We start from the raw sequence: 25061 nt of genomic DNA, 5'->3' as shown, positions 1-25061 counted from the left end.
AATTATTATGACACGAAACTTATACAGAGCATTGTACAAATACTGGAATGACTGGCCAGTGCAGGTAAACAAGTGTTACCAAACATTAACCAGCTGCAAATTTAGAGGCTACCAGACAAAAGCTGTTGAACTATAAAAACAGGAAAAAGGCTTTGCCGAGAAGTTGAGTTATGAGCCAATAACGTTGGGCTCAATTTCTAATTCAAGCGCATAACGCTGGCGGATATCAGCTTGAATTTGCGCCGCCAATTCAAGTATCTGCTGGCCGCTTGCCGCGCCATAATTAACCAAGACCAGCGCCTGTTTAGCATGTACACCAGCATCACCTTGGCGCACGCCTTTCCAGCCAGCCTGCTCAATCAACCAACCTGCAGCCAGCTTCACTTGGCCATCGGCTTGGGCAAAACTTACGATGTTAGGATAGGTTTTCTGCAGCTGCTCGGCGTGCTCGGCACTGACCACAGGGTTTTTAAAAAAGCTACCAACATTGGCGAGCTGCTTTGGATCCGGTAGTTTTTCTGCTCGGATGGCACAAACGGCACGACTGACATCCAGTGGCGTAGGTTGCGCTATGCGTTGCCCTGCAAGATAACTGCGTAAATGACCATAATCCAGCTGCAAAACCGCCTGTTTCGGCAATTTAAAAATCACACTTAGAATCACCCGCCGGCCTGACTCACGTTTAAACAGGCTGTCGCGATAAGCGAACTGACACTGCTCATTGCTCAGGCGCTGCGTTTGCCCCGTCTGGCGATCGAAGACCAAAACACTCTCAAGATGATCTTTGAGCTCCACTCCATAGGCACCAATATTTTGCACCGGCGCGGCGCCGACATTGCCGGGAATTAAACTTAAATTCTCTAAACCACTCAAACCTTGCGCCAAGCTCCACTGCACAAACGCATGCCAATTCTCACCAGCCTGCACTTCTATCCGCGCGCAAGCAGCATCCTCACTGAGAATTTCGATACCCTGCAGTTGTAGATGGATAACCAACCTCTCAAGGTCAGTCGTCAACACTAAATTGCTGCCACCACCGAGTAAAAAAACCGCCATCTCGCGCTGCGACGCCCACAATAAAGCCTCGCGCAATTGCTCCAGCGAATTCACCGCGACAAAAAAACGCGCCCGTACATCAACCGCCAAGGTGTTGTACGGGCGCAAAGAGACCTGTTCTTGGATGTTCAAACTCACAAACGCGCCTTTATTTCATCCAGTAAGACCTGACTGGCCTGCTCAAGCATATCCAGTACCAGCTCAAAACCATCCTCGCCGCCATAATAGGGGTCCGGCACCTCATCTGGGCTGATGCCAAAACGCGGCAAGTACAGCGCTAACTCAGCTTTACTGTTAGCCGGTTGAATCGCTTGCAGGTTGCTCAAGTTGCTATTATCCATCGCCAAAATCAAATCAAACTTAGCAAAATCTGCTGGCACAGCCTGACGCCCACGCAATGTCGACAAATCATAACCGCGCACAGCCGCTGCAGCCTGAGTGCGTGGATCTGGTGTTTTACCAATATGCCAATCAGAGGTACCAGCCGAGTCCATAGTTATTTTATCGCTCAAGCCTGCCTTCTCAACATACTGACGAAAAATTCCTTCAGCAGTCGGCGAACGGCAAATATTACCCAAACAAACAAATAAAACCTTCACGACAACTCCTTAAATAGCGCTCGATTAGCTCGAGCTCGAAGCAAACAGCTCTCGAATACGCTGTAAATCTTCCGGTGTATCAACACCATGCGGTGGTGTTTCAATGGCATCAGCCACATGAATCTGCTCACCATGCCACAATGCTCTAAGTTGCTCTAGACACTCGGTCAACTCAAGCCAACAAGGTCCCCAGTCAACAAAACGCTGTAAGAAACCAGCCCTGTAGGCATAAATGCCAATATGACGGCGATAGGGAACTGCCGCTGGTAGCTGATCTGGATGCGCTAAAAATGCATCACGCGCCCAAGGCAAAGGCGCACGACTAAAGGTCAGTGCTAAGCCATTTTTATCACTGAGCACCTTAACCACATTATTGTTCATCAGGCTGGCCATATCTTCGATAGGCTCAGCTAAGGTGGCCATCGCCGCTTCGGGATGCTTGGCGAGGTTCTCGGCCACTTGGTTCACCACTGCCGGTGGAATCAAGGGCTCATCACCCTGCACATTGACGACAATGGTATCTGCTGACCAGCCCATAATCTGCGCCACTTCGGCTAAACGATCAGTGCCTGACTCATGGTCAGCACGGGTCATCACCACTTGCGCGCCAAAGCCTTGGCAGACATCAAAAATACGCTGATCATCAGTGGCTATCACCACCTGCTTGGCCGCACTTTTTTTGGCTTGCAACCAAACACGCTGGATCATCGGTATACCGGCAATGTCTTGCAGCGGTTTACCAGGAAAGCGCATGGAAGCAAAACGCGCAGGGATCACCACACTAAAGGCTTGAGTCATGGCTTAATCCAAACGCTCATCATTGCTTAAAGTGCGCGCCTCAGTTTCCAGCATCACTGGAATATCATCACGAATCGGAAAGGCTAAACCATCGGCTTTACACCACAGCTCAGTTTTGTCTTTGTTGAGTTGCACTGCGCTTTTACATAAAGGGCAGGCCAAAATATCTAAGAGTTTCGGGTCCATCAGCACATCCTCATTTCGAATCAGTCAATAAACGCTTGAGCTGCTCAGCAAACCAGCTCGAAAAAGCCGCTGAAGGCTGTGCGGCTACTTGTAAATACCAGCAATTATCAGCGGCAAAGGCGCGACACTTTACTGCATCTTTTTCAGTCATAAGCACCGGTAAATCATCGGCAAACTGTAAATCTTGTGCACTAAACTCAGCATGATCAGCAAAGGCGTGCGCAATTGGCTGCCAGTCTAACCCTTCAAGGGTCTTGAAGAAACGCTGCGGGTTACCAATCCCAGCCACGGCATGCATTTTTTGTTGCGCGGGGAAGTAACTTAAAGGTTCACGGCGCCCACTGCGCACATGCACCAGCTCAGTAGGCTGTAATTGCATGGCAAAGCCACTGTCATCATCCTGCTCTGCGCCATTGCATAACACCGCATCAACCGAGCGTAGACGTTCAGCTGGCTCACGTAACGGCCCCGCCGGTAAACACCGCTGATTGCCCAGACCGCGCGCCGCATCAATCAGCACTAATTCTAAATCACGCGCCAAGCCATAATGCTGTAAACCATCGTCAGATAAAATAATGTCGACAGGGTACTCAGCTAGCAATTGCTGTACCGCTTGCGCACGATCGGGCGCGATCACTAAAGGCACACCACTGCGCTGCACAATCAATAAAGGCTCATCACCTGCTTGCGCAGCAGAGTCGCTGGCACTGACCGTCCAGGGTAATCGTGCAGGCTTGGCACCATAGCCGCGACTGACCACGCCAACCTGTAGGCCTTGCGCGCGGCAGTAGTCAATCAGCCATAAAATAAGTGGCGTTTTACCCGTACCACCCACAGTGATATTGCCAACAACAATCACCGGCACCGGTGCACGGTAACTTACACTGTCGCCACTGATAAAACGTGCGCGCTTACGTTTAACCACTTGCCGATACAGCTGCTCAAGCGGCCATAACAGAAGCAGTGCTGGATGCCCGTAATACCAAGCATGTTGTAAACGCTCACTGAGTTTCACTGCTCGGCTTGCGCCTCTATCGTCGTGATACGCAGCTGTGAAAAGCCCAACTTCGACGCCGCATCAATCGCAGTCACCACCGCCTGATGCGGTGCTTTAGCATCGGCACTGAGCATTACCGGCAAACTTTGATCACCAGCCGACTCAATCCGTAACGCCTCCATCAGTGCAGTCAAATCGTTACTGGACAAACTCTTACCGTTTAACGCAAACGAGCCATCCACACCCACTAATATTTCTAGCGGTGTTTTCACTGCAGCCTCAGGCGGTATGCCACTGACAGCTTCAGGCAAATCCACTTTAAGCTGTGTTTCACGGGTAAAAGTAGTGGTTACCACAAAAAACAACAGCAAAATAAACACCACATCAATCAGTGGTGCTAAATTTATATCAACCGGCTCGCGGGGCTTACGAGGGAATTTCACGCTTTATCCTCACTCAGCTCAACCTCACGATCACCCTGCACCACTTCAACCAATTTAATTGCCTCTTGCTCCATATTAACCACCAGCTCTTCCACCCGGCGCTGTAAAAAACGGTGGAAAAATACTGCGGGAATTGCAACAAACAAGCCCGCTGCCGTGGTTACCAATGCTTTAGCAATACCACTAGCCAATTGCGGTGCATTAGCCATACCTGAGCCCATAAAAGCACCAAAGATCTCAATCATACCCAACACCGTACCCAGCAGACCCAGTAGCGGCGTGATCGCAGCGATAGTACCGAGCGGCGTCAAATAACGCTCCAACTCATTGACTACTTTAGAGCCGGCTTCTTGAATGCTTTCTTTCATCATTTCACGGCCATAGCGTGAATTGGCTAAACCGGCAGCAAGAATCTGCCCCAACGCAGAACCTGCGCGCAATTCCTTCAACTTATTGCTATCCATTTTCTTATCTTGCACCCAGCGCCACACTTGACCCAGTAAATGTGGCGGACTCACGCGTGATGGGCGCAATGTCCATAAGCGCTCAGCAACAATGGCAACTGCAATAATTGAACACACCACAATAGGCAGCATAATCCAGCCACCCGATTTGATCAGTTCCCACACAGGTCTTACTCCAGTATTAAATTTTGCTAACTTTAGCACAGGCCAACGCTTACACCGAACGCTATGCTTCTCATTTTTAGCGCCAAAAACGCAATTGCTTCGCCATCGTCCATGGTTCAGCATAAGTGCCTAAATCAATCCGCACAGCTTTATCATGTGCCGTATCGTAAATACGCACCTGCTGACGCTGTAAAGTTGCTAAGACGTGCGGATGTGGATGCCCGTAACTGTTGTGTTTACCACGGGAAACAATGGCATACTGTGGCGCAACAGCCTGTACAAAACGCTGCGAGGTTGAGGTACGACTGCCATGATGACCAACCATCAACCAGTCCGCTTTTAACCATGGCCAGCTAGTCAATAAAGCCGCCTCACCGGCTGCATCTAAATCACCGGTTAGCAGTAAACGCTCACCTTGCGCAGAAATCAGCAGTACACAGGACTGCTGGTTACTGTCTTTTGCATGTGGCCACTGCCAACGCCAAAACCACACGCCATCCCATTGCCACTGCTGCTCACTGCAAGTCTGTGCTGAAAAACCAGCTGGATGCTCGCTGGACTCACCACTCACTACTTGGGTTACTGCTATGGCATCCATAACAGCTTGCGCGCCGCCAGCATGATCTGCGTCAGCATGCGATAACAGCAGCACATCCAAATGCGTTTGCGCAAAACCGCGCAGCACCGGCACAACAATACGCTCACCGCTATTAAATCCAGAGATGAAAGGCCCTGCATCGTATAACAGGCTGTGTTGTGCAGTTTTAATCCACACCGCTTGCCCTTGCCCTACATCCAAAATCCAGACTTGCGCTTGCCCATCAGCCATCACCTCTGGCCTGGGCTGCATTAAAGGCACGCTTAGCAATACGCCTGCAGTCAGAGGCAATAGTGGCCGTGGTAATAAAAAACAAAGAACGCCCAGCACCGCGAGCAGCAGCCCTAGCGTGGTCGCCGCCGCACCCTGCCAAGCGGGCCAGCCCTGTGCAAACCAAGTCAGCACAAAAAACATCGCATCCAAACACCAGCCTGCAACACTCAACAGCCAAACCGCTAAATTCGGCCACGGCAATAATAAAGTGCCCAGCAGCGTCAATGGCAAGGCCAATAAACTTAACCAAGGCACTGCAAAAATATTAGCCACCGGCCCCATCAAGCTGACTGGCAAATTTAAAGCCAACAAAAAAGGTGCTAAACCAATGGCGGCTACCCACTGCGTGCGCAGCAGCATATGCCACCAGCGCCACGCCCCTAAACGTGCAGAAAATGCAAGAATCAATGCACCAACCGCAGTGAACGACAACCAGAACCCAGCCTGCAAAACCACCAAAGGCTCATGCACTAGAACCAAACACAATGCAGCCAAATAGGCTGTCCACACGCTTAACGATTGAAAGCGCCAACGCCATAACAACGCCACCATCACCATAATACAGGCGCGTTGCACTGGTACGGCAAAGCCTGCAAACGCGCCATAGGCCAAGGCTGCTGACATTGACAATAGACAGGCTACCGGCAGCCAAGGCACGCGTTGCGGCCAGCAACCTAAGCGCATCAGCCAAAGCACAGCTGCATAAGCCAGCGCGGCAATCAAACTGATGTGCTGACCAGAAATCACCATTAAGTGCACGGTGCCCGTGGTCTGTAGCGTTTGCCATTGTTCAGGTTGCAAGCCAGAACTGTCACCCAGCACCAAGGCAGCCATCACAGCCTGAACCTGCTGTGGCGCATAGCGCTGCAAACGCTCCCTGAGCTGCTCACGCCAATGATGCAAGCCCTGTCCTGGCGCTAAACGCTGACCTGCTTTAATGGAACCAGTGGCACCAAGACGTTTAGCAAACAGCCACGCTTGGTAATCAAAACCGTGGGGATTAAGTAAGCCATCGGGCCGCTTAAGACGCACCGCCAAGCGCCAGCGCTCACCCGCTTTAACCGGCTGTGGCGGTGCACGCCAAGACAAACGCATTCGCTTAGGCAAGTGCGCGCGACGTGACTGCGCATCAGTTAATTGGAAACGCACCGTTGTCGCTTGCCCAGCAAGCACAGACCACTCAGGCAAGCCTTCTACAACGCCTTCGACCCATAGGGTGCGACCGTCCAAGTCAGGCGCAAGCTGATCATCCACAGCCCATTGCGCGCTCACGCATGCCCAACACAAACCAAGCAACACAAAAGCTAAGGGATACAAGCGCCGATAGAACAATAGCAGAGCAACAACGAAAGCAAAGCCCAGTAACAACGTACTCGGTAAACTAGGCAGCCAGCGCAAACTGAGCATACCAACAATAAACGCCAGTATTGATAAACGCACAGCGCCACCTCCCTGTAGCATTTGCAAACATATATTTGTAGCAAATCGGTATTTCTAGCGCTTTTGTCACACCCTGTAACAGCACCGCGCAAGAATAAGATGCATAATAGACGAGCTTTAGCATGTCAGAGAAGATTCATGCCTCGTCAACTATTCAAACGCTATATGCCCGACCCGGAAAAGTTAAAACGTAACCCATCATTACGCTTCTTGGGCAGCCTTATACATGATGCAAACTTATGGCACCTGAACCGTCACTCAGTGGCGCGTGCAGTTGCTGTGGGTTTGTTTTGGGCAATGATTCCGATGCCGATGCAAATGTTTGCTGCAGCATTTTTGGCAATTCCTCTGCGTGCTAACTTGCCTATTTCTGTGGGCTTAGTCTGGTTAACCAATCCTCTCACAATGCCTGCCTTTTTTTACGCCAATTACAAGCTAGGCACTTGGTTACTCGGCACCCCCGCCATGCAAATACCCGATAAAGTCAGCATCAGCTGGATTTTGCACGTCACAACGACGCACTGGCAGCCGCTCTATACAGGCTCCATTGCCATGGGCCTGATCCTAGCCGTGATCGGTTACAGCAGCACTGTTTTGTACTGGCGCTGGTGGGTCAATCGCAACTGGAAAAAACGCAGAAAGCTACGCGAATCACGCATAAATAATTGATTTTAAAAAGATTTTTGACAGCACTTAAAAAATGAGTATAATAGTCGTCGCGGAATGGAGCAGTCTGGTAGCTCGTCGGGCTCATAACCCGAAGGTCGTAGGTTCAAATCCTGCTTCCGCAACCACATTCAAAAGCCTTAACTTTCAACGAGTTAGGGCTTTTTTTATGCCTGTAATTCCGTGCTGAAAAACCACCTAAAAAGCCTGCGTGCCCAAACCGTGCCTTGTGTGTGCCAAATCTTACAGCTGAGATGTGCACAACTTGCAATCCTGTGCCGCGTAAAATTTGCGTCAGACCTTAATTGCTGACGGCAGCAAGCAGACTCTTGGCAGCAACAGTTTACAAAGAAATATACAAACCAATTTGCAACGGGTAACATACTTAAAAATACGCTTTAGTATTATATTTTTATGAGAGGTATATCCATGTTGCGCTTTGATGTCCCACCGGTTTGGTCCAATGTAACCCGCCTTGAGGCTTTTATTAGCTTTGCGATCAGTATCGCGGCATTGCTATTTACCCCCTGGCTGATGCTCATCCTTGCATTTCAAGGCTTTATTCGCGGCTTTTTTGGCCATTACAAATGTCCGATGCACCATGTAGGTGTAAAGGTACTTACATCTTTCAACAGTGCAGGAAAGAAAGAAAATGCCGGCGCTAAGATGTTTGCCAACAAGATTCTATTTATCGCCTCCAGTGTAGCCGTTACAGCTTATGCCTTAGGCAGTGATATTTGGATGATACCTGTCACTGCACTGATTATCTTTACCGCGCTGGAATGGGCATTTTCATTGTGTGCAGCTTGTTGGGTATATGGCGCTTGGTACAACAAATTTCCACCAAAAATGAATTAACCATACCCCTTGGTTTGTCACGCAGTTGGAAGAATCACTTTTGGCCTACGCGCGTCTCAGCCAATAACAGCAGCCCCAATAATAAAAAGCCCCGCAACAGTCCACTGGACAGATGCGGGGCTTGAGCTTATTAACTTATTGGGTCACCTTTCAGTGAATAGGCTCACCCTCAAAAGAACAACAGTTATCAGTGACTTTACAGCAAGCGATGCAACTCAGCGGAGCTTGCGTTGCAGCTTAACTAACGCCCATTCTCCCTACCTATTCAAGAGCTAAGTCTATGATTTCAAATTATCTTTTGACTCCTGGGCTAAAGTGAGTATACTTATGTCCGCGGGATGGAGCAGTCTGGTAGCTCGTCGGGCTCATAACCCGAAGGTCGTAGGTTCAAATCCTGCTCCCGCAACCACATTCAAAAGCCTTAACTTTCAATAAGTTAGGGATTTTTTTATGCCTGTAATTCCTGATTGAAAACCACCTAAAAAAGCCTGCGTGCCCAAACCGTGCCCTGCGCGTGCCATTTTCTAAAAAGCCAACTCTCAGATTCGACGGACTTTGACCCTAAGCCTTACCGTGGCGCATTTGTGTTACAGCGCATCCCTGTGCTGAATTTCAGTGGCTCACCCTCATTCCCTTAGCAGGATCCTCTTGCTCCTCCTTAATATGAGTCCCAACTGCTCAAGACTGCAGTCAAAAACCACATAGATTGTCTTACGGAGTATTGCCCAACTCTGCAACAGTATTTTTCATTGAACCCTGTTCCTTTATCGCGATTTTAGGCAGCAAAGGCAGTGTTAATAAATATCGACTACGGTAACCCGTATATTAGGCATATATATCCTAATGAACCTAATCCCACTTATTTCATCAAACTTAACCTAAGACGAAGAAATCAAATGACTTATTCTTTGAAATAAATGCGCGATTTATAGCTGCAGCGCAACCCGTAGTTCACAAAGAGTGGATTTTTGACAAATAAGTTTTCCCAAAATACTAAAACAAAAACTTTATGACCTAACGATGTGCGAACATGGGTGCTGATTGTCATCGCGCTGCGTGCTGGGTGGGTGGTCTGTGTACACGACCGAAAAGCTGTTGTTGATTTTGATAGTATTTTAATTGGAGGTATGCGATGAGCGATTCTAAAACGAGCACAAATGTCGCCCGAAATCTGGATCGGGCTGCACATTCTCATATGGCGCGCTTTACTTCGGGTATGTCACCCGTATCCATGGTGGGTGCCTTTACTGATTGGTGGATCCATCTTGCAATGTCACCTGGAAAGCGTCTGGAGCTAGCAACCAAGGCGGCTGATCACTGGATGCAGTTAAATCAGCAGGCACTCAATTGCATGCAGATTCAATCAGAACCTTGCGTTGAGCCATTACCACAAGATCGCCGCTTCAGAGCAGAGTCTTGGCAGCAGTGGCCTTACGCTCTGATCTATCAATCTTTTTTATTGAATCAAGAGTGGTGGCAATGCGCAACGACCAACGTAGCTGGGGTCACTGAACACCACGAGAATCAGGTCACTTTTGCAGTACGCCAAATTCTGGACGTTTTGTCACCCTCAAACTTCCTGCTAACTAACCCTGAGGTGTTGCACACTGCAATTAAATCTGGGGGTGCCAGTTTAATGCAAGGTACACGTCATCGGGTCGAAGATGCGGTGCGCTTGCTGACTCAGCAGCCCTTGCCTGGTACGGAGAAATTCCGGCCCGGCCATGAGGTCGCGATAACACCAGGTAAAGTGGTGTTTCGCAATGATTTGATCGAGCTGATTCAGTACACCCCTCAAACAGCTACAGTATTTGCTGAGCCGGTGCTAGTAGTGCCGTCTTGGATCTTGAAATATTATATTCTTGATCTGTCACCACACAATTCGATGGTCAAATACTTGCTTGAAAAAGGCCACACCGTCTTTATGGTGTCATGGCGCAACCCAAATGCAAGCGATCGTGATCTTGGCCTGAACGATTACTTAAAAAAAGGCGTCATGGCGGCGATTGATACTGTGGCGCAAATTGTTCCACAGCAGAAGATCCAAGCCGTTGGTTATTGTCTGGGGGGTACCTTGATGGGTATGGCGGCGGCCTTGATGGCTCGATCTAAGGATGATCGCCTTAAGTCACTCACTCTTTTGGCGGGTGCCCTTGATTTCACCAAACCGGGCGAGCTGGGCCTTTTTATTGATGAAAGTCAGCTCGCTTTTCTGGACAGTATGATGTCAAAGCAAGGCTATTTAGACGGCAAGCAAATGTCCAACACCTTTACCCTGCTGGGCTCACGTGACTTGTTGTGGTCACGCCGTGAACGTGAGTACCTGCTAGGGGAGCGTCAGCCAGTCAGCGATTTAACCGCTTGGAGCAGTGATCTCACGCGCATGCCTTATCGACAGCATAGCGAATACCTGCGCGATCTTTACCTTAAGAACGATCTGGCCGAAGGACGCTATGAGGTTGACGGCAAACCAATCGCACTATCCGATATCCGAGTACCTATTTTTGCACTTGGCACGCAGCGTGACACTGTGACACCGTGGCTTGCGGTGTACAAAGTGCACCAGTTAACACCTAATGTCGACATCACGTTCTGCTTGACCACCGGTGGTCATAACGTGGGAGTGGTTAACCCCCCTGGCCCAGGGGTAAAACGCGGTTTTCAATTGCGCACTCTGGTGAGCGCTGACGCCTTTGTGGATCCTGAGACCTGGGCAGCAACCACCCCTTCGCAAGACGGTTCCTGGTGGCCTGCATGGGAAGACTGGCTACGTTTGCATGCTGGAAAACGTGGTGAACTACCCCCACTGGGCAGCAAGGTGCACCCACCACTTGAAGACGCCCCAGGTCGTTATGTACTGATTCCTTAAAAGCACATACTTAACCCAAGTCTTGGGGGGTAGCCTGTTCTCGATAAACCTAAATGCGGGCATAAATGCCCGCTCGGAACACCTCGATACAATCACAAAACGCTCTACATCAAGAGATAAGTTCCCGCCCTCGACGCAATCACAAAACAAGGGTAAGCGCTTGCGCCAGCGTTTACCCTCGGGATGATGTACACCGAAATAATGGTTGCTTGTTCAACATCGGCAAAAAATAATTTCTCGATTTTTAAGACACCACATTATAGCCTGCATCAACAAAAGCGATATTGCCCGTCACGTTACGAGCATAGTCGCTGACTAAGCCGGTGGCCATGTTGCCAACGTCCTCAAGGGTCACTAAACGGCGCTGTGGGGCGCGCGCTCGCGCATCGTCAATTAGCGTATCGAAATAGGCAATGCCCGAAGCTGCGCGGGTCTTCATCGGCCCCGGAGACAGCGCATTAACGCGGATGCCACTGGGTCCAAGCTCCGCCGCTAAGTAGCGTACCGACGCCTCAAGCGCCGCCTTGACCGGCCCCATAATATTGTAATTATCGATTACTTTTTCGGCACCATAATAACTAACGGTCAACAAGCAGCCGCCATTTTTCATCAAAGGCTCAGCTTTTTTGGCCAAGCGTATAAAGGAATGGCATGAAATATCCATCGCCTGTGCAAAACCCTCGCGAGAGCAATCAGTCACTCGGCCATGTAAATCATCCTGTGGGCAATAGGCGATAGAGTGCAACAGAAAATCAAGCTGTCCCCACTGCGCCTCAATGTGCTCAAAAAGTGCATCAAGCTGTGCATCATCTTGCACATCTAATGGCAGAAAAATATCAGCACCAACTTCTTGTGCGATCGACTGTACAAAGGGCTTAGCCCGTTCGTCAAGATAGGTGACAGCTAACTGTGCACCGGCTTTTTGAAAGGCACGAGCACAACCGGCCGCTATCGAGTCATCGTTAGCAATACCAATAACGAGCCCGCGTTTGCCTTCTAATAGGTTCATCATACGTCTCTCCATGTTATGTAAATGAATTGGATATTAATTTGCTGGGGCTGTCTCTGTTTTACCTGCCAGCAGCTCAGCCTAGGCCTGAACTCCATACATAAGAGCACCTGCTATTTGGCCGAGAAAAATGATTGGAGGTGTTTACGCTAGCAAGAATATGGCTACAAACCAGCACGTGGTCATGCCATCTGCAAAGCAAGCGCTCACCCAGATTGATTTTAAAATATGCCGTTGCTTGGATTTTTTGTATCTAAGCGCGCGGCGGCCCTTGCTCCATGGGCCTTAGGATTCTTTTCTAGTGATTTTAAACAGATGATTTTTGCTGCCTCACCCACTCAATGAATGAGTGAGCGCAATGCAGCTACTTGAGACCATAAATCACCTTTACGAAGGGCGATTACAGTTTCAAAGTAGTGTTTAAGTCGCCTACGATCATCTGGATTATCCTTGAGTGCCGAGCCAATAATATGATGCATCAGGTGCTCAGTGGTCATGCTACCACAGCCATAGTACCAAGCATTCAAACATGCCGCATGCGCAACCGAGACAGCCTCTGCCGTGGACAGCGCAGCACCCGCCAAACGGCTTGTGCTGCGCCCATCCGTGGTCTGGCCGTTGCGCAACTCGTGAAACATGGTTGCCAGTATTTCGATGATGCCTTCATCTACACCCTGCTTAATCCCTGCGCGCGCGTTGGCTTTTTTTACTTCTCGCACAACAACGCTTATTTCATCTGGCAAGCTCTTGATCGGTCGAATTTCCTCAAAATCCATACGCCGTTTAAGAGCTGCACTCATCTCGTGAATACCCGCGTCAACGCTGTTAGACGTCGCCACCAGGTTAAAACCTTCACGGGCCAGTATCACTCCGTCATCATCAGGAATTTCCGGAATCACCACAACCCGATCAGACAAGACTGACAAGAGCGCATCTTGTAAAGCTTGCGAACAGCGGGCAATTTCTTCAAACCGTACTAAACGACCTTCCATCATGCCCCGCAACAGTGGGCTGGGCACTAATGCTTCAAAACACGGACCCTTGTTGGAAAGAACGGCCTCATTCCACCCATAGAGCAGCTGTTGAACGTGGGTGACAGCACCACCCTGCAACGTGAGGGTTGAGTTACCAGAAATAGCCGCACTAAGCAGTTCAGAAAGCCAAGACTTGGCTGTACCTGGCTCGCCAACCAGCAAACAGCCTCGATCCGTGCACAACGAAATGATAATGCGAATAACCATGGCTCGATCTGCCACAAACTTGCGTTCAATGCCTAGACTATCGTCGCCCATGACAAACGCCTCAACCGCCCTCGGCGACATTTTCCAGCCCGGCGGTATAGGCCCAAGATCCAAAGCAGCCAACTTTTTCAACTCATCATGAAAGATCACTTCAGCGGGCTGACGCTGCACAGCTTTTTTATGCTGATCATTTACGCTCATAATGCACTCCTGCGGCCACCACGGACTTCTGGCGCCATGCGCTCCTTAGGCAGAATGCGCGGCAATTCAGACATGGGAATATCACCCTCAATGACATGATTCAGCGCACTATCACGCATCGTTACAAGGCCAGAATCCAGCGCCTGCCAACGCAATTCGCCAATTGGGGGCTGGCTGGAAATCGCATTACGAATATCGGAATTAACCCCATGTATTCAACAATAGCCACCCTACCGCGGGTACCACGCCCGCCGCAGTTATCGCAACCTGTGCCTTCAAAACAGCGAAAGTCATCAGGGGCGCCATCAGGAAAGATCTCCTCAAGAATAACCGGATCCGGCGTTGCAGGCTGGCGGCAGTGTTTGCAGATTCGTTTGGCTAGACGCTGGGCAATCACCGCCAGTAACTCGCTGGCAATCGAGTTTGGATGAATACCCAAATCGTACAGCCGCTGCAGGGAATCCACCGCATCATTACTGTGCAGCGTCGACAACACGATATGGCCGGTTTGAGATGCTCGGATTGCTTCCAGAGCAGTTTCCTTATCTCGAATCTCACCCACCATAATCACATCGGGATCTTGGCGCACAAACGAACGCATGGCATCGGCGAAATTAAAGCCAATCTCGCTTCGTACTGGAGTTTGCTGGATATTATCAATGGAGTATTCAATGGGATCCTCCACTGTGATCACTTTTCGGCGGCCATCATCAGCAAGAGTTTGCAGGCCAGCATAAAGTGTTGTGGATTTACCCGAGCCCGTCGGCCCAACCACCAGAACCAAACCAGCAGGGTTATCCAACAGGCGTTCATAATATGAGCCAATCAATGGCGACATGCCGAGCTCAGCAATGGTCATGGCGCGGCCCGTCTGCGGCAGCAATCGAATAACCGTATGTTCGCCGTGATGTGACGGTTGAATCTGTACCCGCAAATCGTAGGCCATATTGCGCAATTTCAAACGGGAACGGCCACCTTGAGGCAACCTACTCTCAGCAATATCAAGCTCTGCGCGCAATTTGATAACATTAATAACGCCTTTAAGTTCGCGCGGCGTCAGCTGGTATTGCGGCAAATCACGTAGGTCACCGTCTACTCGCAAACGCACCCTTACCCGCTTGCCATACAGTTCAATGTGGATATCACTCGCTTTATCACTGACCGCATCCATAAGGATTGCTTCATACACTGATACCAGATACGGACTGATATGATCATCCTCAGCATCCTCACCTAAAGACTTGGCATACTGTTGGCTGCCGCCTTCTAAACCAACCTCGGTGCGTATTGCTTGAGCGGCAGCGAATCGTTTGCTTTCTGCCGACAAGTTCAGTATCGACCAAATTCGTCGGAAATCTGCAGGCGTCACCAGCCAGCACTCAATCACTTGATTCGGGCTCAGGCGCTCAACCATATCGGTACGGGCATCTGGATCATCGGTGACAAAAATCAGCGTTTCACCATCCTGTGTCACTGGAATAAGCCGAGATAAATCCAAAAAAGCACGGGAGAAGCGGCGGAACAACTCAACACTTAAGGACGGCAAAAGCGTATCCGCATCAACAAATTTCATGCTCCGCTGGCACGCTAGAGAACGATAGAGTTCAGTTTCTTCAAAATTTATATTGCGCTGCAAAACATCAAGCACGCGGCAGCTCTCTGCAGCTGCTTGGGTTTTGGCCTTTGCCAAAACAGCTTCATCCACCATGCCCATATCAACAAGAATCTGTTCTGAGTTACGGTTAAAATTCACCCAGCCTAGCGTACGCACTCGCTCAAGTTTACCGCTGCATTTTACATACATCACCACGCTTGGAGCTGCCCCAGCTTGGCCCTCAAGGCAAATCAAGTTACCGCCTTCACGCAAGTGACTTTGTAAGCTAGAAATATCAGGTAAAAACGTTGTGCAGATTACAAGATCACAGGGCTGATCAAGCTCAAAGACGCTTTCAACAGATTGAGCGATGACATCTACATTATTCAAGCCCAGCCGAAAAAAACGCTCTCGTGCCGCTTCGGCAACGTAAGGGTTTTTTTCAATATAAATAACGCGCTGGGCAAGGTGGGACAATACTGCAGCAAAATAGCCAGAGCCACCACCAACATGCATCACGGTATCTTCAGCGCTAATGGCCGGGATAATAGACAGAATATGAGCAACGATTTTTTCGCGTGGAATAGAGTGCCCAGTCGTGGAAAGCGGTAGATCCCTACCGATAACAAAATCACTGCGTGAAACAGCAAGAAGGGCCGAGCGAACCCTTGGACTGGCTTTTTCCATTCAACAACTCCCGTGTCAACATAGCTTCAGGGCGTCAGATATTTAATTTTTGGCTACCCCTTGAATCAAGCATAACTTACAGGCAAGTCGTGACCAAACTAAACGCCAAAGACTGGCAATCCATTACAAACTAAACACCAAAATAACAACAAAATGGCGCGCAGGCAGTTCTATCTCAGCAACCCTGTGCGCCACTCGAACAGCGCTGCAGATTATTAATATCTGCAGCGCTGATCTTTACTCAGCTTCGTCTTCTGAGTGACTGACACCCATGCTTTCTCGGATCTGCTTACCATGATCTTCCGCGTATTTGTGCCCTGCTTGACCGATTTCTTGTAAGACATAAAGATCGATATCATCAAAGCGTAAAACGCGACCACCGCGCTTGGCTGCCAGCTCAAGTGCATCAGCCTCTTCAGCAAATGACACCAGCGTTGGCCCCATTGCACCAATTAAATCTGAGCCAACGACATACCAAGCATCACGACCATCAATCAAGTGCTCGTCACTTGGATTAGCCCAATCAATTTTAGCCGAATCATGCACATAGATTTGCGCCTTAACTGTTTTATTTTCTGGTTGTAACCACCAGCTAAATAAATCAGTTGTGGAGCAGAACTTTAATGTTTCACCTGTCTGCTTATTGATTGATTGTCCTTTCGTACCCGGCCATTCAGTTACCAACATACCGCATACAATACACTCATCACCCGCCTTAAATGTTACTGGATCGGTATTGATTTCTTGTTTTGCTTCTTCACTGCACGCAGCAACAAAAATGAATAAGCACAACATCAATACGCGTTGGAACGTTTGTTTTATAGCAACCATCATTCACCTCTATATGCTAACGAATGTGTTTTATAACACTGTGTGATTTTAAGCGGTGCGCTTAGAAAAACGCCAATGCGCAAAAAATAAAACCACAGTCACCCAAGCCACTAAACAACCCCACAGCGCCCACTGACCTACGGGTAAGTCTCCCGCCAGCGCCATTACCCCCAGCCCTTGTCCACCAGACTCAAAACCACCCAGGTTGATCAAGCGATAAACATCTGTCGGGTTGAGCAATAACAACCAAGGTAAGGCGTCAGGACTGACACTCCCTTCAGTCACCACCAGTATAGTTAGCAATGCCAAGTCAAAAACCAAGACAAACAAGAACCAGATGCCAAGCGCCAGCCCTGCGGCCGTTGATTTTTCAGTCGCTTGACTGCTCAACAAGTAGGCAAAGGCTAAAAACACCAAGCCCAACAGCGTCGACGAGACAATAAAACGACCGAAGGCGAACAAGAGTACGCTAAAAGACACATCAGGAACCAGCAATGCAATAGCCACCGCCGCACTACCAAAACCAATCAAGGTTGCCACACCCAAAATACAGCCATGGCCGACAAACTTACCCAGTAATAATTGGCTGCGCGTCAATGGATAGGTCAACAGCAACATTAGAGTGCCGCCTTCATCCTCACCAACAATGGCGTCATAGGCCAACAACAAAGCAATTAAAGGCATCAAAAAGGTGGCGAGACTGGCTAAGCTGGCAATGGTCGCTGGAATCGAAGTAAAGCCCACCTGACCAGAGGCCGCCGCACCAAACCAAGCAATACCGACGGCTAATACTGCAAATAACAAACTAATGGCCAAAGTCCAGCGGTTACGCAGGCCGTCACTAAACTCTTTGCGGGCGATAAAGATAATCTGATTCATTACTGCACTCCTGCTATGCCCACGGCGCCGGCTTTTTCCATATAAAAACAATAAATGTCTTCTAATGAAGGCGGTCGCACTTCAACATCTGTGATATTGCGTTTTAGTAACTCACCGAGCAGCTCTAATTTTTTATCTGGCGCTACGCGCAATTCCTGCCACTGCCCATCAAGGATGTTCTGACCCAAAATAGCCGGATGGGTAAAGTTTTCTGGCAATCCTGCCACACGAACACCCACTGACAAGCCGGCTTGCTCGCGCAGATCATAGAGGCTGCCCAGCGCTTCTAAGCGACCACGGGCTAGGATCACCACTTTATCGATATAGGACTCAACACCCGGTAGCACATGCGAGCAAATAATGATGCTGGTGCCAGCCTCTCGTAAGCGACCGATCAGTTCATACAGTGCTTGCGTAGCAATAGGGTCTAAACCAACAGTTGGCTCATCCAAAATAAGTAACTTGGGATCACCTAATAGCGCTTGTGCAATTCCCAAACGTTGGCGCATACCTTTAGAATAGGTTTTTACCCTTTTGTGACTGGCGGCGCTCAAGCCTACCTGTTCCAGTAAGGTATCAACCTGGTGGTTCGAAGCCCCTTTCAAGCGGGCAAAATAATGCAAGGTTTCCGCACCGGTAAGCTGCGGATAAAACATAATATTTTCCGGTAAAAAGCCAATTTGCTGACGGATTTTTGCATCTTGTGGGCAGCCACCTAAAACTTTAACTTGCCCGGCGGACTCTTCTATTAAGCCAAGAATCAGGCGCACAGTCGTGGTCTTACCTGCCCCGTTATGGCCAAATAAGCCCAGCACTTGACCCGCGCCAAGCTGCCAACTGTTGTCATCTAAAACCAGCATCTTGCCATATTTTTGCTGAACATTTTTCAACTCTACAACTGTCATATTCTATTCCTTAGCCGTCTATCAGGGCTTGCTGCACGGGGCGCATTAAGGGGTAGCTATCCTGTACACCGGGATACTTCACCACCGGGAAGGCGCGCTGGACTAAACGCAGCAACTCAATGCTGGGGCTGTGCATCAGTAAACGCACCTGCGGATAGGTCCAAAGCAGGCGGTCAACGTTATCGTTTGGCTCATAAGGAATGTCTCCAATGCCATCTGCATTACGATCCCAGCCTAAATAGTCACTCCAGTAATTGCCTATACCGTTGTGCGACCATTCCTGATGACGCAAAGCAACATATTTCACTTGTTGCTCGTTATTATAAAAAGCATTGTTGTAAATTTCGTTATCTTCAGAACCTGCGGTAAGGTGCACACCCAGCGCGCTATCACCAAAGCTGTTTTCTGAAATCACATTAAACAGTGAGTTAAAAATAAACAGACCTTTACCTTCAGCGCCGCTGATATGTCCTTCACTGTCACCGGCACCAGGCTGCACCGAGGTGACATGGTTATTTTTAATTTCAGAGTAGGTGATGTAGTTCAGCAAAACGCCATAGTTCTGATCAAAGTCTGAATAATTGTTATACACATTAAGCTGTCTGCTCTGCATTAATGCATAGCCAGTACGGGTTCTTTCAGTTTTATTGTTCATCACTTCACTGCGATTTGAGAACATAAAGTGAATGCCGTAACGCAAGTCTCTTAAATGATTGCCATCAAGAATATTATCATTGGCCGCTTCAATATAAATACCATCGCGCACATGCCAAACTTCATTGCTCTCAACGTTGGCAAACTGTGTGGCAAACATATGAATACCATTGCCTCGATCCGATGACCTCAGATCTTCATAACCCTGTACTTTATTATCGTAAATATGAGCATGACTGACAGCATCCATCCAAATACCAAAGCCTGGGCCATGCAAGGTGTTATTCAAGATTTGCGCTTTATTCGCCGTGCGCTCTAAAAAGATACCGGATTCCATTTCGGTTAAATTAGCGCCCCAGTTTTTTAACGTACAGTTCTCCACAGTAACGTCTGGTGCTCGCACATTCAGTGCGTTTTTTGCACCTTGCGCGTCAAACACCGCGCCGGGCTCACACTCAAGACGAATCGGCACATCCACCACGTAGTTGCCCTGGTAGTGCCCTTTGGGTAAGCGCCAATGGCTGCCAGATACGTGCTCTAAAGGAAGATTAACAACGGAGATAAGTGTTTTATCTGCATGAGGCGCAGCTTGAATGGGGAATAACTGCAACTCACGGTATATTTGTGGAAGATTTAATATGTCACTTTTTTTATCTTCAGCAGTCGCAATAGACGCTGTTAACAAAAGGCTGCCTACTATTAAACCGTTAAAGATAGTTCGAAAACACATAACTTTACCTTATAAGTAGTCTGCACCCATCGCATTAGACATGCACACTTCTGAATGGGTTATTCGTTATTTAAAGTAGCGAACTTTAGATAATTTAATAATAGTGCGCTGTATTCTCCAAGACTCTTTAAAAACCTCCGAATAACAGAGTCTGCATCATTGCAGATCGTTATCCAGAGGTTATCAAGCAATACATGAAGCTGATTAGACCACCTACTATTGTATTTAATCTAACCAGCTTCACTCAAGGGGCCATCTTATGCTTTGGGACGAACCAGCATACGACCCGCCATTTCCATATGCAGCGCGTGGCAGAACCATGTGCAGTAGTAGTAATGCGAACCTGGCTTGCTGGCGATAAAGGTAATGGATGAGGTTTGACGTGGGCTGATTTCCATACTCACGCCATGGTTGACCACACAGAAACCGTGACTTAGATCTTCGATCTGGTCGAGGTTAGTGACTGTCACAGTCACTTCATCACCTTCATTCACACTAAACTCAGACAAACCAAACGCAGGCGCAATAGAGGTCATGTACACACGAACCTTATTGCCGTCACGAATGACTTTGTTTTCGCTTTCTAGATTAACGCCATCTGCCTTGGCTTGCGCAAGAGCACCCGCAAAGAATGGGTCATCACGGTCCCAAACACGCTTAGTTTGGATTTGATCGCGTCGAATAATAACAATGTCATGCGGCTCAGCAAATGCTGGACCATCATGCACCAGCTTCATCTCTTCACCAGAAATATCAAACAACTGATCGTTTTCGGCACGTAATGGACCAGTAGGCAAGAAACGGTCTTTAGAGAATTTGCTCAATACCACGAGCCATTTGCCGTCTGCATCGCGCGTTTCTGCTAACGAGGCTTTCAAGTGGCCTGGCTGGTAGTGAACATCAACTTTTTGGCGAATATAGTTAACATCCTCACCATTATAGTGACGAATCGCGTCTTCAATATTCCACTTAACCACTTGGCTATCAATAAACAGTGACGAGTATGCGTTGCCACGACCATCAAAGGTGGTGTGCAGCGGGCCTAAACCTAATTCTGGCTCAGCAACAACAACTTCACGCTCATCTGCAAACTTATCGTTAAATAAATCATCAAGACGATCAATGGCGATAACAGTTACGGTCGGTGACAGCTTACCGTTGGCAAAGAAGTACTTACCATCCGGTGAGGTGTGCGCACCGTGTGGGTTTTTCGGAACGGGTACATAGCGTGTAAAGGTTGTGTTTTTACCGTTTTTCTTACGGCCATCGAGGACAGGAACCTTAGAGTCAGCCAAGGTGATAAAGCGACCTGCTTTCACTTCTTCTTCAATACGTGGAATATTGAAAATAGTCAGCCAGTCACGCTCATTACGCATTTGTCCAGCCAAGTCAAAGGCCATTTCTGAGTTATAGCATGTCGCTACAGCGTACTTACCTGAAAAACATGTTGATGTGTTATCTAGGTTACCATCAACAATCACTTGCCAAGCCACTTCCATGGTCTCAGCGTCCAACGCACTGTACATGGTAAAATGTTCGGCCTCATCCAGCTTATCGATCAATTTTCCGTCATTTGGATATGGTGCAATAAACTCACCACAGGCGAACACCAGCTTAGTCGAAGGCACACGCTGCAAGTGCAAACCGTGAATGGCTTGTACGTGCGGGATGGTGGTTACCTTGTCACACTTCATCACATCCAGGCGAATACGGGCGACACGGGTATTAGCTTTATCTTGAATAAAAGCATAACGACCATCATAGCGACCATCGGTCATTGAAGCTTGCGGGTGGTGCGTGTCACCATTTTCTAAGTGTGCACTCTTACCTAAGATCGCCTTACTTTCATTGGTATGGCCCCAGCCTGTGGCTGAACAGCGATTAAACACTGGAATACGCATCAGTTCGCGCATGGATGGAAGACCGACAATTCTTACTTCGCCAGACTGTCCACCACTCCAGACACCGTAGTACTCGTCCAACTCGGCAGGTCCAACATGCGCTTTTAACGCACTTTTATCAGTTGCAGCCAAAGTTTCACGGCTCATCATCGATGTGCCCACGGTCGCAGCACCTGCTGCTAAGGTTGCGCCAGTTACCGCTGTCGCACCAAGAAAGCCACGACGGCTTAGACCGGTCTTCTCAACTTCAGTTATTTTCTTGTCACTCATGGCAGAGCTCTCCTCAATGAAACCCTTACTTTTCAATTCTAAGTTAGGGTGAAACATCCAGCTGGACGGCTGGGATAATTTGTCCATCTTGCGAACTTTGTGGCGCTGTTTTTGTGCGTTCACGACGTTTTTTCTTCGCCACAAGTGGCGGGCAACGATCATTATTGAAGTACGTCACTTGGCAATCTAAGCAGTGGTGGCACTCATTGGCGTTGATCGTCCCATCGGGATGAATAGCCTGAACTTCACATTCAACTGCACACAGCTGACACGGCGTACCACATTCTTTGCGACGCTTGAGCCAATCAAACAAACGCAGTTTGGTTGGCACCGCCAAGGCAGCACCCAGCGGGCAGATGTAGCGGCAATACACTTTGCGCGTAAAGATGTTGATCACGAGCAGAATCACTGCGTACAGCACAAACCACCACTGACGATCAAAATGCAAGGTGATCGCAGTCTTAAAAGGCTCAACTTCAGCAAACTTTTCTGCTGTGCCGAGTGACTCAAGCGAGAGCCCGAACAGCACTAGTAAAATGACATACTTCAAGGCCCACAGGCGCTCATGCACGGCCCAAGGCAGCTCGTACTGTTTGACTTTGAACTTGCGCGCAATTTCGTTGATCAGTTCTTGCAGCGCACCAAAGGGGCATAGCCAGCCACAGAACACACCGCGCCCCCATAGCAAGATACTAACCGCGGTAAAGCTCCATAAAACAAACAGGATTGGGTCAATCAGGAAAGTCTCCCAACGGAAATCTGTCACAGCCGCATGTATAAACGCCAACACGTTTACAATGGAGAGCTGACCCAGTGCGTACCAACCAATAAAGAACACAGTAAATGTCAGGTAAGACACACGGATCTTCTTCAACAAGCCTGGACGGCGCGCTAACCAATCCTGCATAAACAGAATCACGGTTAATATAACGAGTGCAATACCAATCACACCTATTTGGAAGTCTTTCTGATACCACACGCTCAACCACAGCGGACGATTGGCTTCATCAATAGCCGCTTGCTCAGACTTAGTTAGGGCTGGGCGGTCAATGTAGTGCTCAGGTAACTGGTAATCCAAATCAAAGATGGTGAAAATACTGTCTACCGGCCCTGTTTGACGGCGTACCAGCAATTCAAAACCCATGCTGCTGCCCGGATCGACCGAATACTGTTCGCGTGCGATAAACACACCCATTTCAGTAAAATGCGGCATACCTGGGGCATACACATCACTTAAGCGATAGAAGTCTAGATCACGGAAACTGATTACTTCACCAAACTGGCGCATCTGAATACGGTCAAAAATACCGCCACGCACATAGCCCGAGCCTTTAAAGGAATACTCACCATTGGCCACGACCATAAAGATATGATCACCAGGCTCAATATTGGCCATAATCTCGTTGTATTGGCGGTCACCTAACACCGTGCGACCAATGGTCGGAACAGTTAGATCACCAACATAAAGATCAATAAAAGCATCCTCAAGACGCTCTGCTGGCACCGAATCAACACCTTCTGCTTCTGTACCAACGAATGCTTCGTCAACTTGCGCATAAGTAAGCAACATACGGCGAATCGAACCATCACCGGTTAAGGTCGTCCAGTCGGAGGGCTGATAGGCATCTTGTCGAATCGTGGCGGGCTTTGATCTAACTTCGCTGTGCGCCTCAACCAACCCTAAAGAGACTGCGACTTGGTGGGCAGCACGCATCACGACTTCGTTTACCACCATCACGGTTACCGTAGCACCACTGACCGCATCAATAGTCACGGCTGTTTCATCTTTGGTGCGGCCAATCACAACGCGCTGATCGACATGAATACCTTGGTATTCTGCCGCAAAATCATGCAGTTTTTGCTCTGGAATACCAATCAGCAAAATGGGCTCATCATGATGCAGTACATAAGCATCTAAGATGTTACCTTGCGGATCGAGGATCACCTGCATGTTAATCGGCTTGCCCGAATACGCAGGAATATTGACCACGTTGATGCTTTCGAAGGCATAGCCCAACAGCTCATCGCCTTGCTGCAAAGCACGGACAATAAACTCGCCTTCAACAAAAGGCATGTTATCGACCTGTGGCAGAACCGCTTCAATGCGTTGCAGCTCAAGAGGGCTCAACGGCTTACCGGTATTGGCTTGGGTGATACCCGCCTGCAAAAGCAGAGCAAGCCCCAACATGCAAAGACTTGCATATTTAACCAAAGTTCTTCTGAAGAACGCGCTAAAAACACTGGACATGCTGAATGTTTCCTTTTTGGTAGAATTCAGCCCTGACTCAAACAAATAGCTAGGACTTACTTTAACTATATAGCGCCCCTATGCTGACAGCCCAAGCAGCGCTTAGACAGATGACATACTGTCGCACTGTGTTTTTAAAGCACTGAAAGACCATACTTTGCTGTCAGATTGAGTCAGTCACATGCGTCAAAGTAAGCTCTAGCGCCAGCAGGTGACTGCCTGTATTAAGCACCCCGATCAAAAACAGTGACAACTGCAAACAACTTTATAATCCAGCGCGCGCAAACTAAGCTGCCATTTACAGCAGAATCGTTCTCTTGCAGGCAGCTATTGATACTACGCTGCTAAAACTTAGACCCAGCTTATGCACGACTTAAATGGCCTATACCCATTAGTATGCTTGTGCATGATTCACTACCTTTGCTAAAGTTTGCTTTCGAATTTTCAGGGCTGAGCTTTTATACGCCCTTAACTTTACCGATTTACTTTGTTGTTAAAA

The 25061-nt window shown here is 48.6% G+C and carries 21 protein-coding genes and 2 tRNA genes; 5 read left to right on the top strand and 18 right to left on the bottom strand.

Annotated features, from left to right (window positions below; genetic code table 11):
* Positions 1–168: 168 nt before the first annotated feature.
* The 8 genes from murB to FXF61_RS03495 form a co-directional block, all read right to left on the bottom strand.
* The gene (murB, locus tag FXF61_RS03530) at positions 169–1194 is read right to left on the bottom strand and encodes a UDP-N-acetylmuramate dehydrogenase (protein ID WP_151183966.1); all 1026 of its coding nucleotides are present in this window, start codon (positions 1192–1194) and stop codon (positions 169–171) included.
* Positions 1191–1655 (bottom strand): low molecular weight protein-tyrosine-phosphatase, encoded by a 465-nt coding sequence (locus FXF61_RS03525; protein ID WP_151183965.1) that lies wholly within the window; start codon positions 1653–1655, stop codon positions 1191–1193. The genes murB and FXF61_RS03525 overlap by 4 nt, the downstream gene beginning before the upstream one ends.
* A 24-nt stretch (positions 1656–1679) precedes the next feature.
* Complete coding sequence (gene kdsB, locus FXF61_RS03520) at positions 1680–2453, bottom strand: 3-deoxy-manno-octulosonate cytidylyltransferase (protein WP_151183964.1); 774 nt, start codon at positions 2451–2453, stop codon at positions 1680–1682.
* A gap of 3 nt (positions 2454–2456) precedes the next feature.
* Positions 2457–2639: a Trm112 family protein gene (locus FXF61_RS03515; protein WP_151183963.1), complete on the bottom strand. Its 183-nt coding sequence runs from the start codon at positions 2637–2639 to the stop codon at positions 2457–2459.
* A 10-nt stretch (positions 2640–2649) separates the two neighbouring features.
* Positions 2650–3654, bottom strand: a complete 1005-nt coding sequence (gene lpxK, locus FXF61_RS03510; protein WP_151183962.1) for a tetraacyldisaccharide 4'-kinase — start codon at positions 3652–3654, stop codon at positions 2650–2652.
* Positions 3651–4079 carry a biopolymer transporter ExbD gene (locus FXF61_RS03505; RefSeq protein ID WP_151183961.1) on the bottom strand — a complete coding sequence of 143 codons (429 nt, stop codon included), beginning with the start codon at positions 4077–4079 and terminating at the stop codon, positions 3651–3653. The genes lpxK and FXF61_RS03505 overlap by 4 nt, the downstream gene beginning before the upstream one ends.
* On the bottom strand, positions 4076–4708 hold the full coding sequence (locus FXF61_RS03500; protein WP_151183960.1) for a MotA/TolQ/ExbB proton channel family protein: 633 nt from the start codon (positions 4706–4708) through the stop codon (positions 4076–4078). Before FXF61_RS03500 ends, FXF61_RS03505 begins: the two co-directional genes overlap by 4 nt.
* A gap of 76 nt (positions 4709–4784) precedes the next feature.
* Positions 4785–7019 (bottom strand): DNA internalization-related competence protein ComEC/Rec2, encoded by a 2235-nt coding sequence (locus FXF61_RS03495; RefSeq protein ID WP_178087257.1) that lies wholly within the window; start codon positions 7017–7019, stop codon positions 4785–4787.
* A gap of 138 nt (positions 7020–7157) precedes the next feature.
* Between FXF61_RS03495 and FXF61_RS03490 the strand changes: the two genes are divergently transcribed.
* The 5 genes from FXF61_RS03490 to FXF61_RS03470 all read left to right on the top strand — a co-directional run bounded on the left by FXF61_RS03490 (position 7158) and on the right by FXF61_RS03470 (position 11412).
* Positions 7158–7688 (top strand): DUF2062 domain-containing protein, encoded by a 531-nt coding sequence (locus FXF61_RS03490; protein ID WP_151183959.1) that lies wholly within the window; start codon positions 7158–7160, stop codon positions 7686–7688.
* Between the two features lie 48 nt (positions 7689–7736).
* Positions 7737–7813: transfer RNA gene (locus FXF61_RS03485), tRNA-Met, on the top strand.
* 301 nt (positions 7814–8114) lie between these two features.
* Positions 8115–8543: a DUF4395 family protein gene (locus FXF61_RS03480; RefSeq protein WP_178087256.1), complete on the top strand. Its 429-nt coding sequence runs from the start codon at positions 8115–8117 to the stop codon at positions 8541–8543.
* 332 nt (positions 8544–8875) lie between these two features.
* Positions 8876–8952 (top strand) — tRNA-Met (locus FXF61_RS03475).
* A 723-nt stretch (positions 8953–9675) separates the two neighbouring features.
* Positions 9676–11412 (top strand): alpha/beta hydrolase, encoded by a 1737-nt coding sequence (locus FXF61_RS03470; RefSeq protein WP_151183957.1) that lies wholly within the window; start codon positions 9676–9678, stop codon positions 11410–11412.
* A gap of 244 nt (positions 11413–11656) precedes the next feature.
* Here FXF61_RS03470 and fabI read toward each other — a convergent pair whose 3' ends face one another.
* The 10 genes from fabI to nosR form a co-directional block, all read right to left on the bottom strand.
* Positions 11657–12424, bottom strand: a complete 768-nt coding sequence (gene fabI, locus FXF61_RS03465; protein ID WP_256663493.1) for an enoyl-ACP reductase FabI — start codon at positions 12422–12424, stop codon at positions 11657–11659.
* Positions 12425–12759: 335 nt separating this feature from the next.
* Positions 12760–13863 (bottom strand): AAA family ATPase, encoded by a 1104-nt coding sequence (locus FXF61_RS03460; RefSeq protein ID WP_151183956.1) that lies wholly within the window; start codon positions 13861–13863, stop codon positions 12760–12762.
* The gene (locus tag FXF61_RS15070; RefSeq protein ID WP_256663492.1) at positions 13860–13982 is read right to left on the bottom strand and encodes a hypothetical protein; all 123 of its coding nucleotides are present in this window, start codon (positions 13980–13982) and stop codon (positions 13860–13862) included. Before FXF61_RS15070 ends, FXF61_RS03460 begins: the two co-directional genes overlap by 4 nt.
* 2 nt (positions 13983–13984) lie before the next feature.
* Positions 13985–16144, bottom strand: a complete 2160-nt coding sequence (locus tag FXF61_RS03455) for an ATPase, T2SS/T4P/T4SS family (protein WP_218571836.1) — start codon at positions 16142–16144, stop codon at positions 13985–13987.
* A gap of 237 nt (positions 16145–16381) precedes the next feature.
* Positions 16382–16978, bottom strand: a complete 597-nt coding sequence (locus FXF61_RS03450) for a nitrous oxide reductase accessory protein NosL (protein WP_256663491.1) — start codon at positions 16976–16978, stop codon at positions 16382–16384.
* Positions 16979–17023: 45 nt separating this feature from the next.
* On the bottom strand, positions 17024–17854 hold the full coding sequence (locus FXF61_RS03445) for an ABC transporter permease (protein WP_151183955.1): 831 nt from the start codon (positions 17852–17854) through the stop codon (positions 17024–17026).
* Complete coding sequence (locus FXF61_RS03440; RefSeq protein ID WP_151183954.1) at positions 17854–18759, bottom strand: ABC transporter ATP-binding protein; 906 nt, start codon at positions 18757–18759, stop codon at positions 17854–17856. Before FXF61_RS03440 ends, FXF61_RS03445 begins: the two co-directional genes overlap by 1 nt.
* Before the next feature lie 10 nt (positions 18760–18769).
* On the bottom strand, positions 18770–20098 hold the full coding sequence (locus tag FXF61_RS03435) for a nitrous oxide reductase family maturation protein NosD (protein WP_306108666.1): 1329 nt from the start codon (positions 20096–20098) through the stop codon (positions 18770–18772).
* Positions 20099–20400: 302 nt separating this feature from the next.
* Complete coding sequence (gene nosZ / locus FXF61_RS03430) at positions 20401–22314, bottom strand: TAT-dependent nitrous-oxide reductase (RefSeq protein ID WP_151183952.1); 1914 nt, start codon at positions 22312–22314, stop codon at positions 20401–20403.
* A 43-nt stretch (positions 22315–22357) separates the two neighbouring features.
* A complete protein-coding gene (gene nosR, locus FXF61_RS03425) occupies positions 22358–24562 on the bottom strand; it encodes a transcriptional regulator NosR (RefSeq protein WP_256663490.1) in 2205 nt (734 codons plus the stop codon).
* Positions 24563–25061 lie beyond the last annotated feature (499 nt).

This window comes from Pseudomonas sp. C27(2019) (assembly GCF_008807395.1).
GTDB lineage: Bacteria > Pseudomonadota > Gammaproteobacteria > Pseudomonadales > Pseudomonadaceae > Denitrificimonas.
Note: the sequence above shows the minus strand (reverse complement) of the source record. Positions and strands in the feature narration are given on the sequence as shown.

Bases quoted from the DNA above. Each gene is read 5' to 3' on its own strand.
- kdsB (WP_151183964.1), bottom strand. From the start codon at position 2,453: ATGACTCAAGCCTTTAGTGTGGTGATCCCTGCGCGTTTTGCTTCCATG.
- FXF61_RS03515 (WP_151183963.1), bottom strand. From the start codon at position 2,639: ATGGACCCGAAACTCTTAGATATTTTGGCCTGCCCTTTATGTAAAAGC.
- FXF61_RS03490 (WP_151183959.1), top strand. From the start codon at position 7,158: ATGCCTCGTCAACTATTCAAACGCTATATGCCCGACCCGGAAAAGTTA.
- FXF61_RS03480 (WP_178087256.1), top strand. From the start codon at position 8,115: ATGTTGCGCTTTGATGTCCCACCGGTTTGGTCCAATGTAACCCGCCTT.
- FXF61_RS03470 (WP_151183957.1), top strand. From the start codon at position 9,676: ATGAGCGATTCTAAAACGAGCACAAATGTCGCCCGAAATCTGGATCGG.
- fabI (WP_256663493.1), bottom strand. From the start codon at position 12,424: ATGATGAACCTATTAGAAGGCAAACGCGGGCTCGTTATTGGTATTGCT.
- FXF61_RS03460 (WP_151183956.1), bottom strand. From the start codon at position 13,863: ATGAGCGTAAATGATCAGCATAAAAAAGCTGTGCAGCGTCAGCCCGCT.
- FXF61_RS15070 (WP_256663492.1), bottom strand. From the start codon at position 13,982: ATGCGTGATAGTGCGCTGAATCATGTCATTGAGGGTGATATTCCCATG.
- FXF61_RS03455 (WP_218571836.1), bottom strand. From the start codon at position 16,144: ATGGAAAAAGCCAGTCCAAGGGTTCGCTCGGCCCTTCTTGCTGTTTCA.
- FXF61_RS03450 (WP_256663491.1), bottom strand. From the start codon at position 16,978: ATGATGGTTGCTATAAAACAAACGTTCCAACGCGTATTGATGTTGTGC.
- FXF61_RS03445 (WP_151183955.1), bottom strand. From the start codon at position 17,854: ATGAATCAGATTATCTTTATCGCCCGCAAAGAGTTTAGTGACGGCCTG.
- FXF61_RS03440 (WP_151183954.1), bottom strand. From the start codon at position 18,759: ATGACAGTTGTAGAGTTGAAAAATGTTCAGCAAAAATATGGCAAGATG.
- nosZ (WP_151183952.1), bottom strand. From the start codon at position 22,314: ATGAGTGACAAGAAAATAACTGAAGTTGAGAAGACCGGTCTAAGCCGT.
- nosR (WP_256663490.1), bottom strand. From the start codon at position 24,562: ATGTCCAGTGTTTTTAGCGCGTTCTTCAGAAGAACTTTGGTTAAATAT.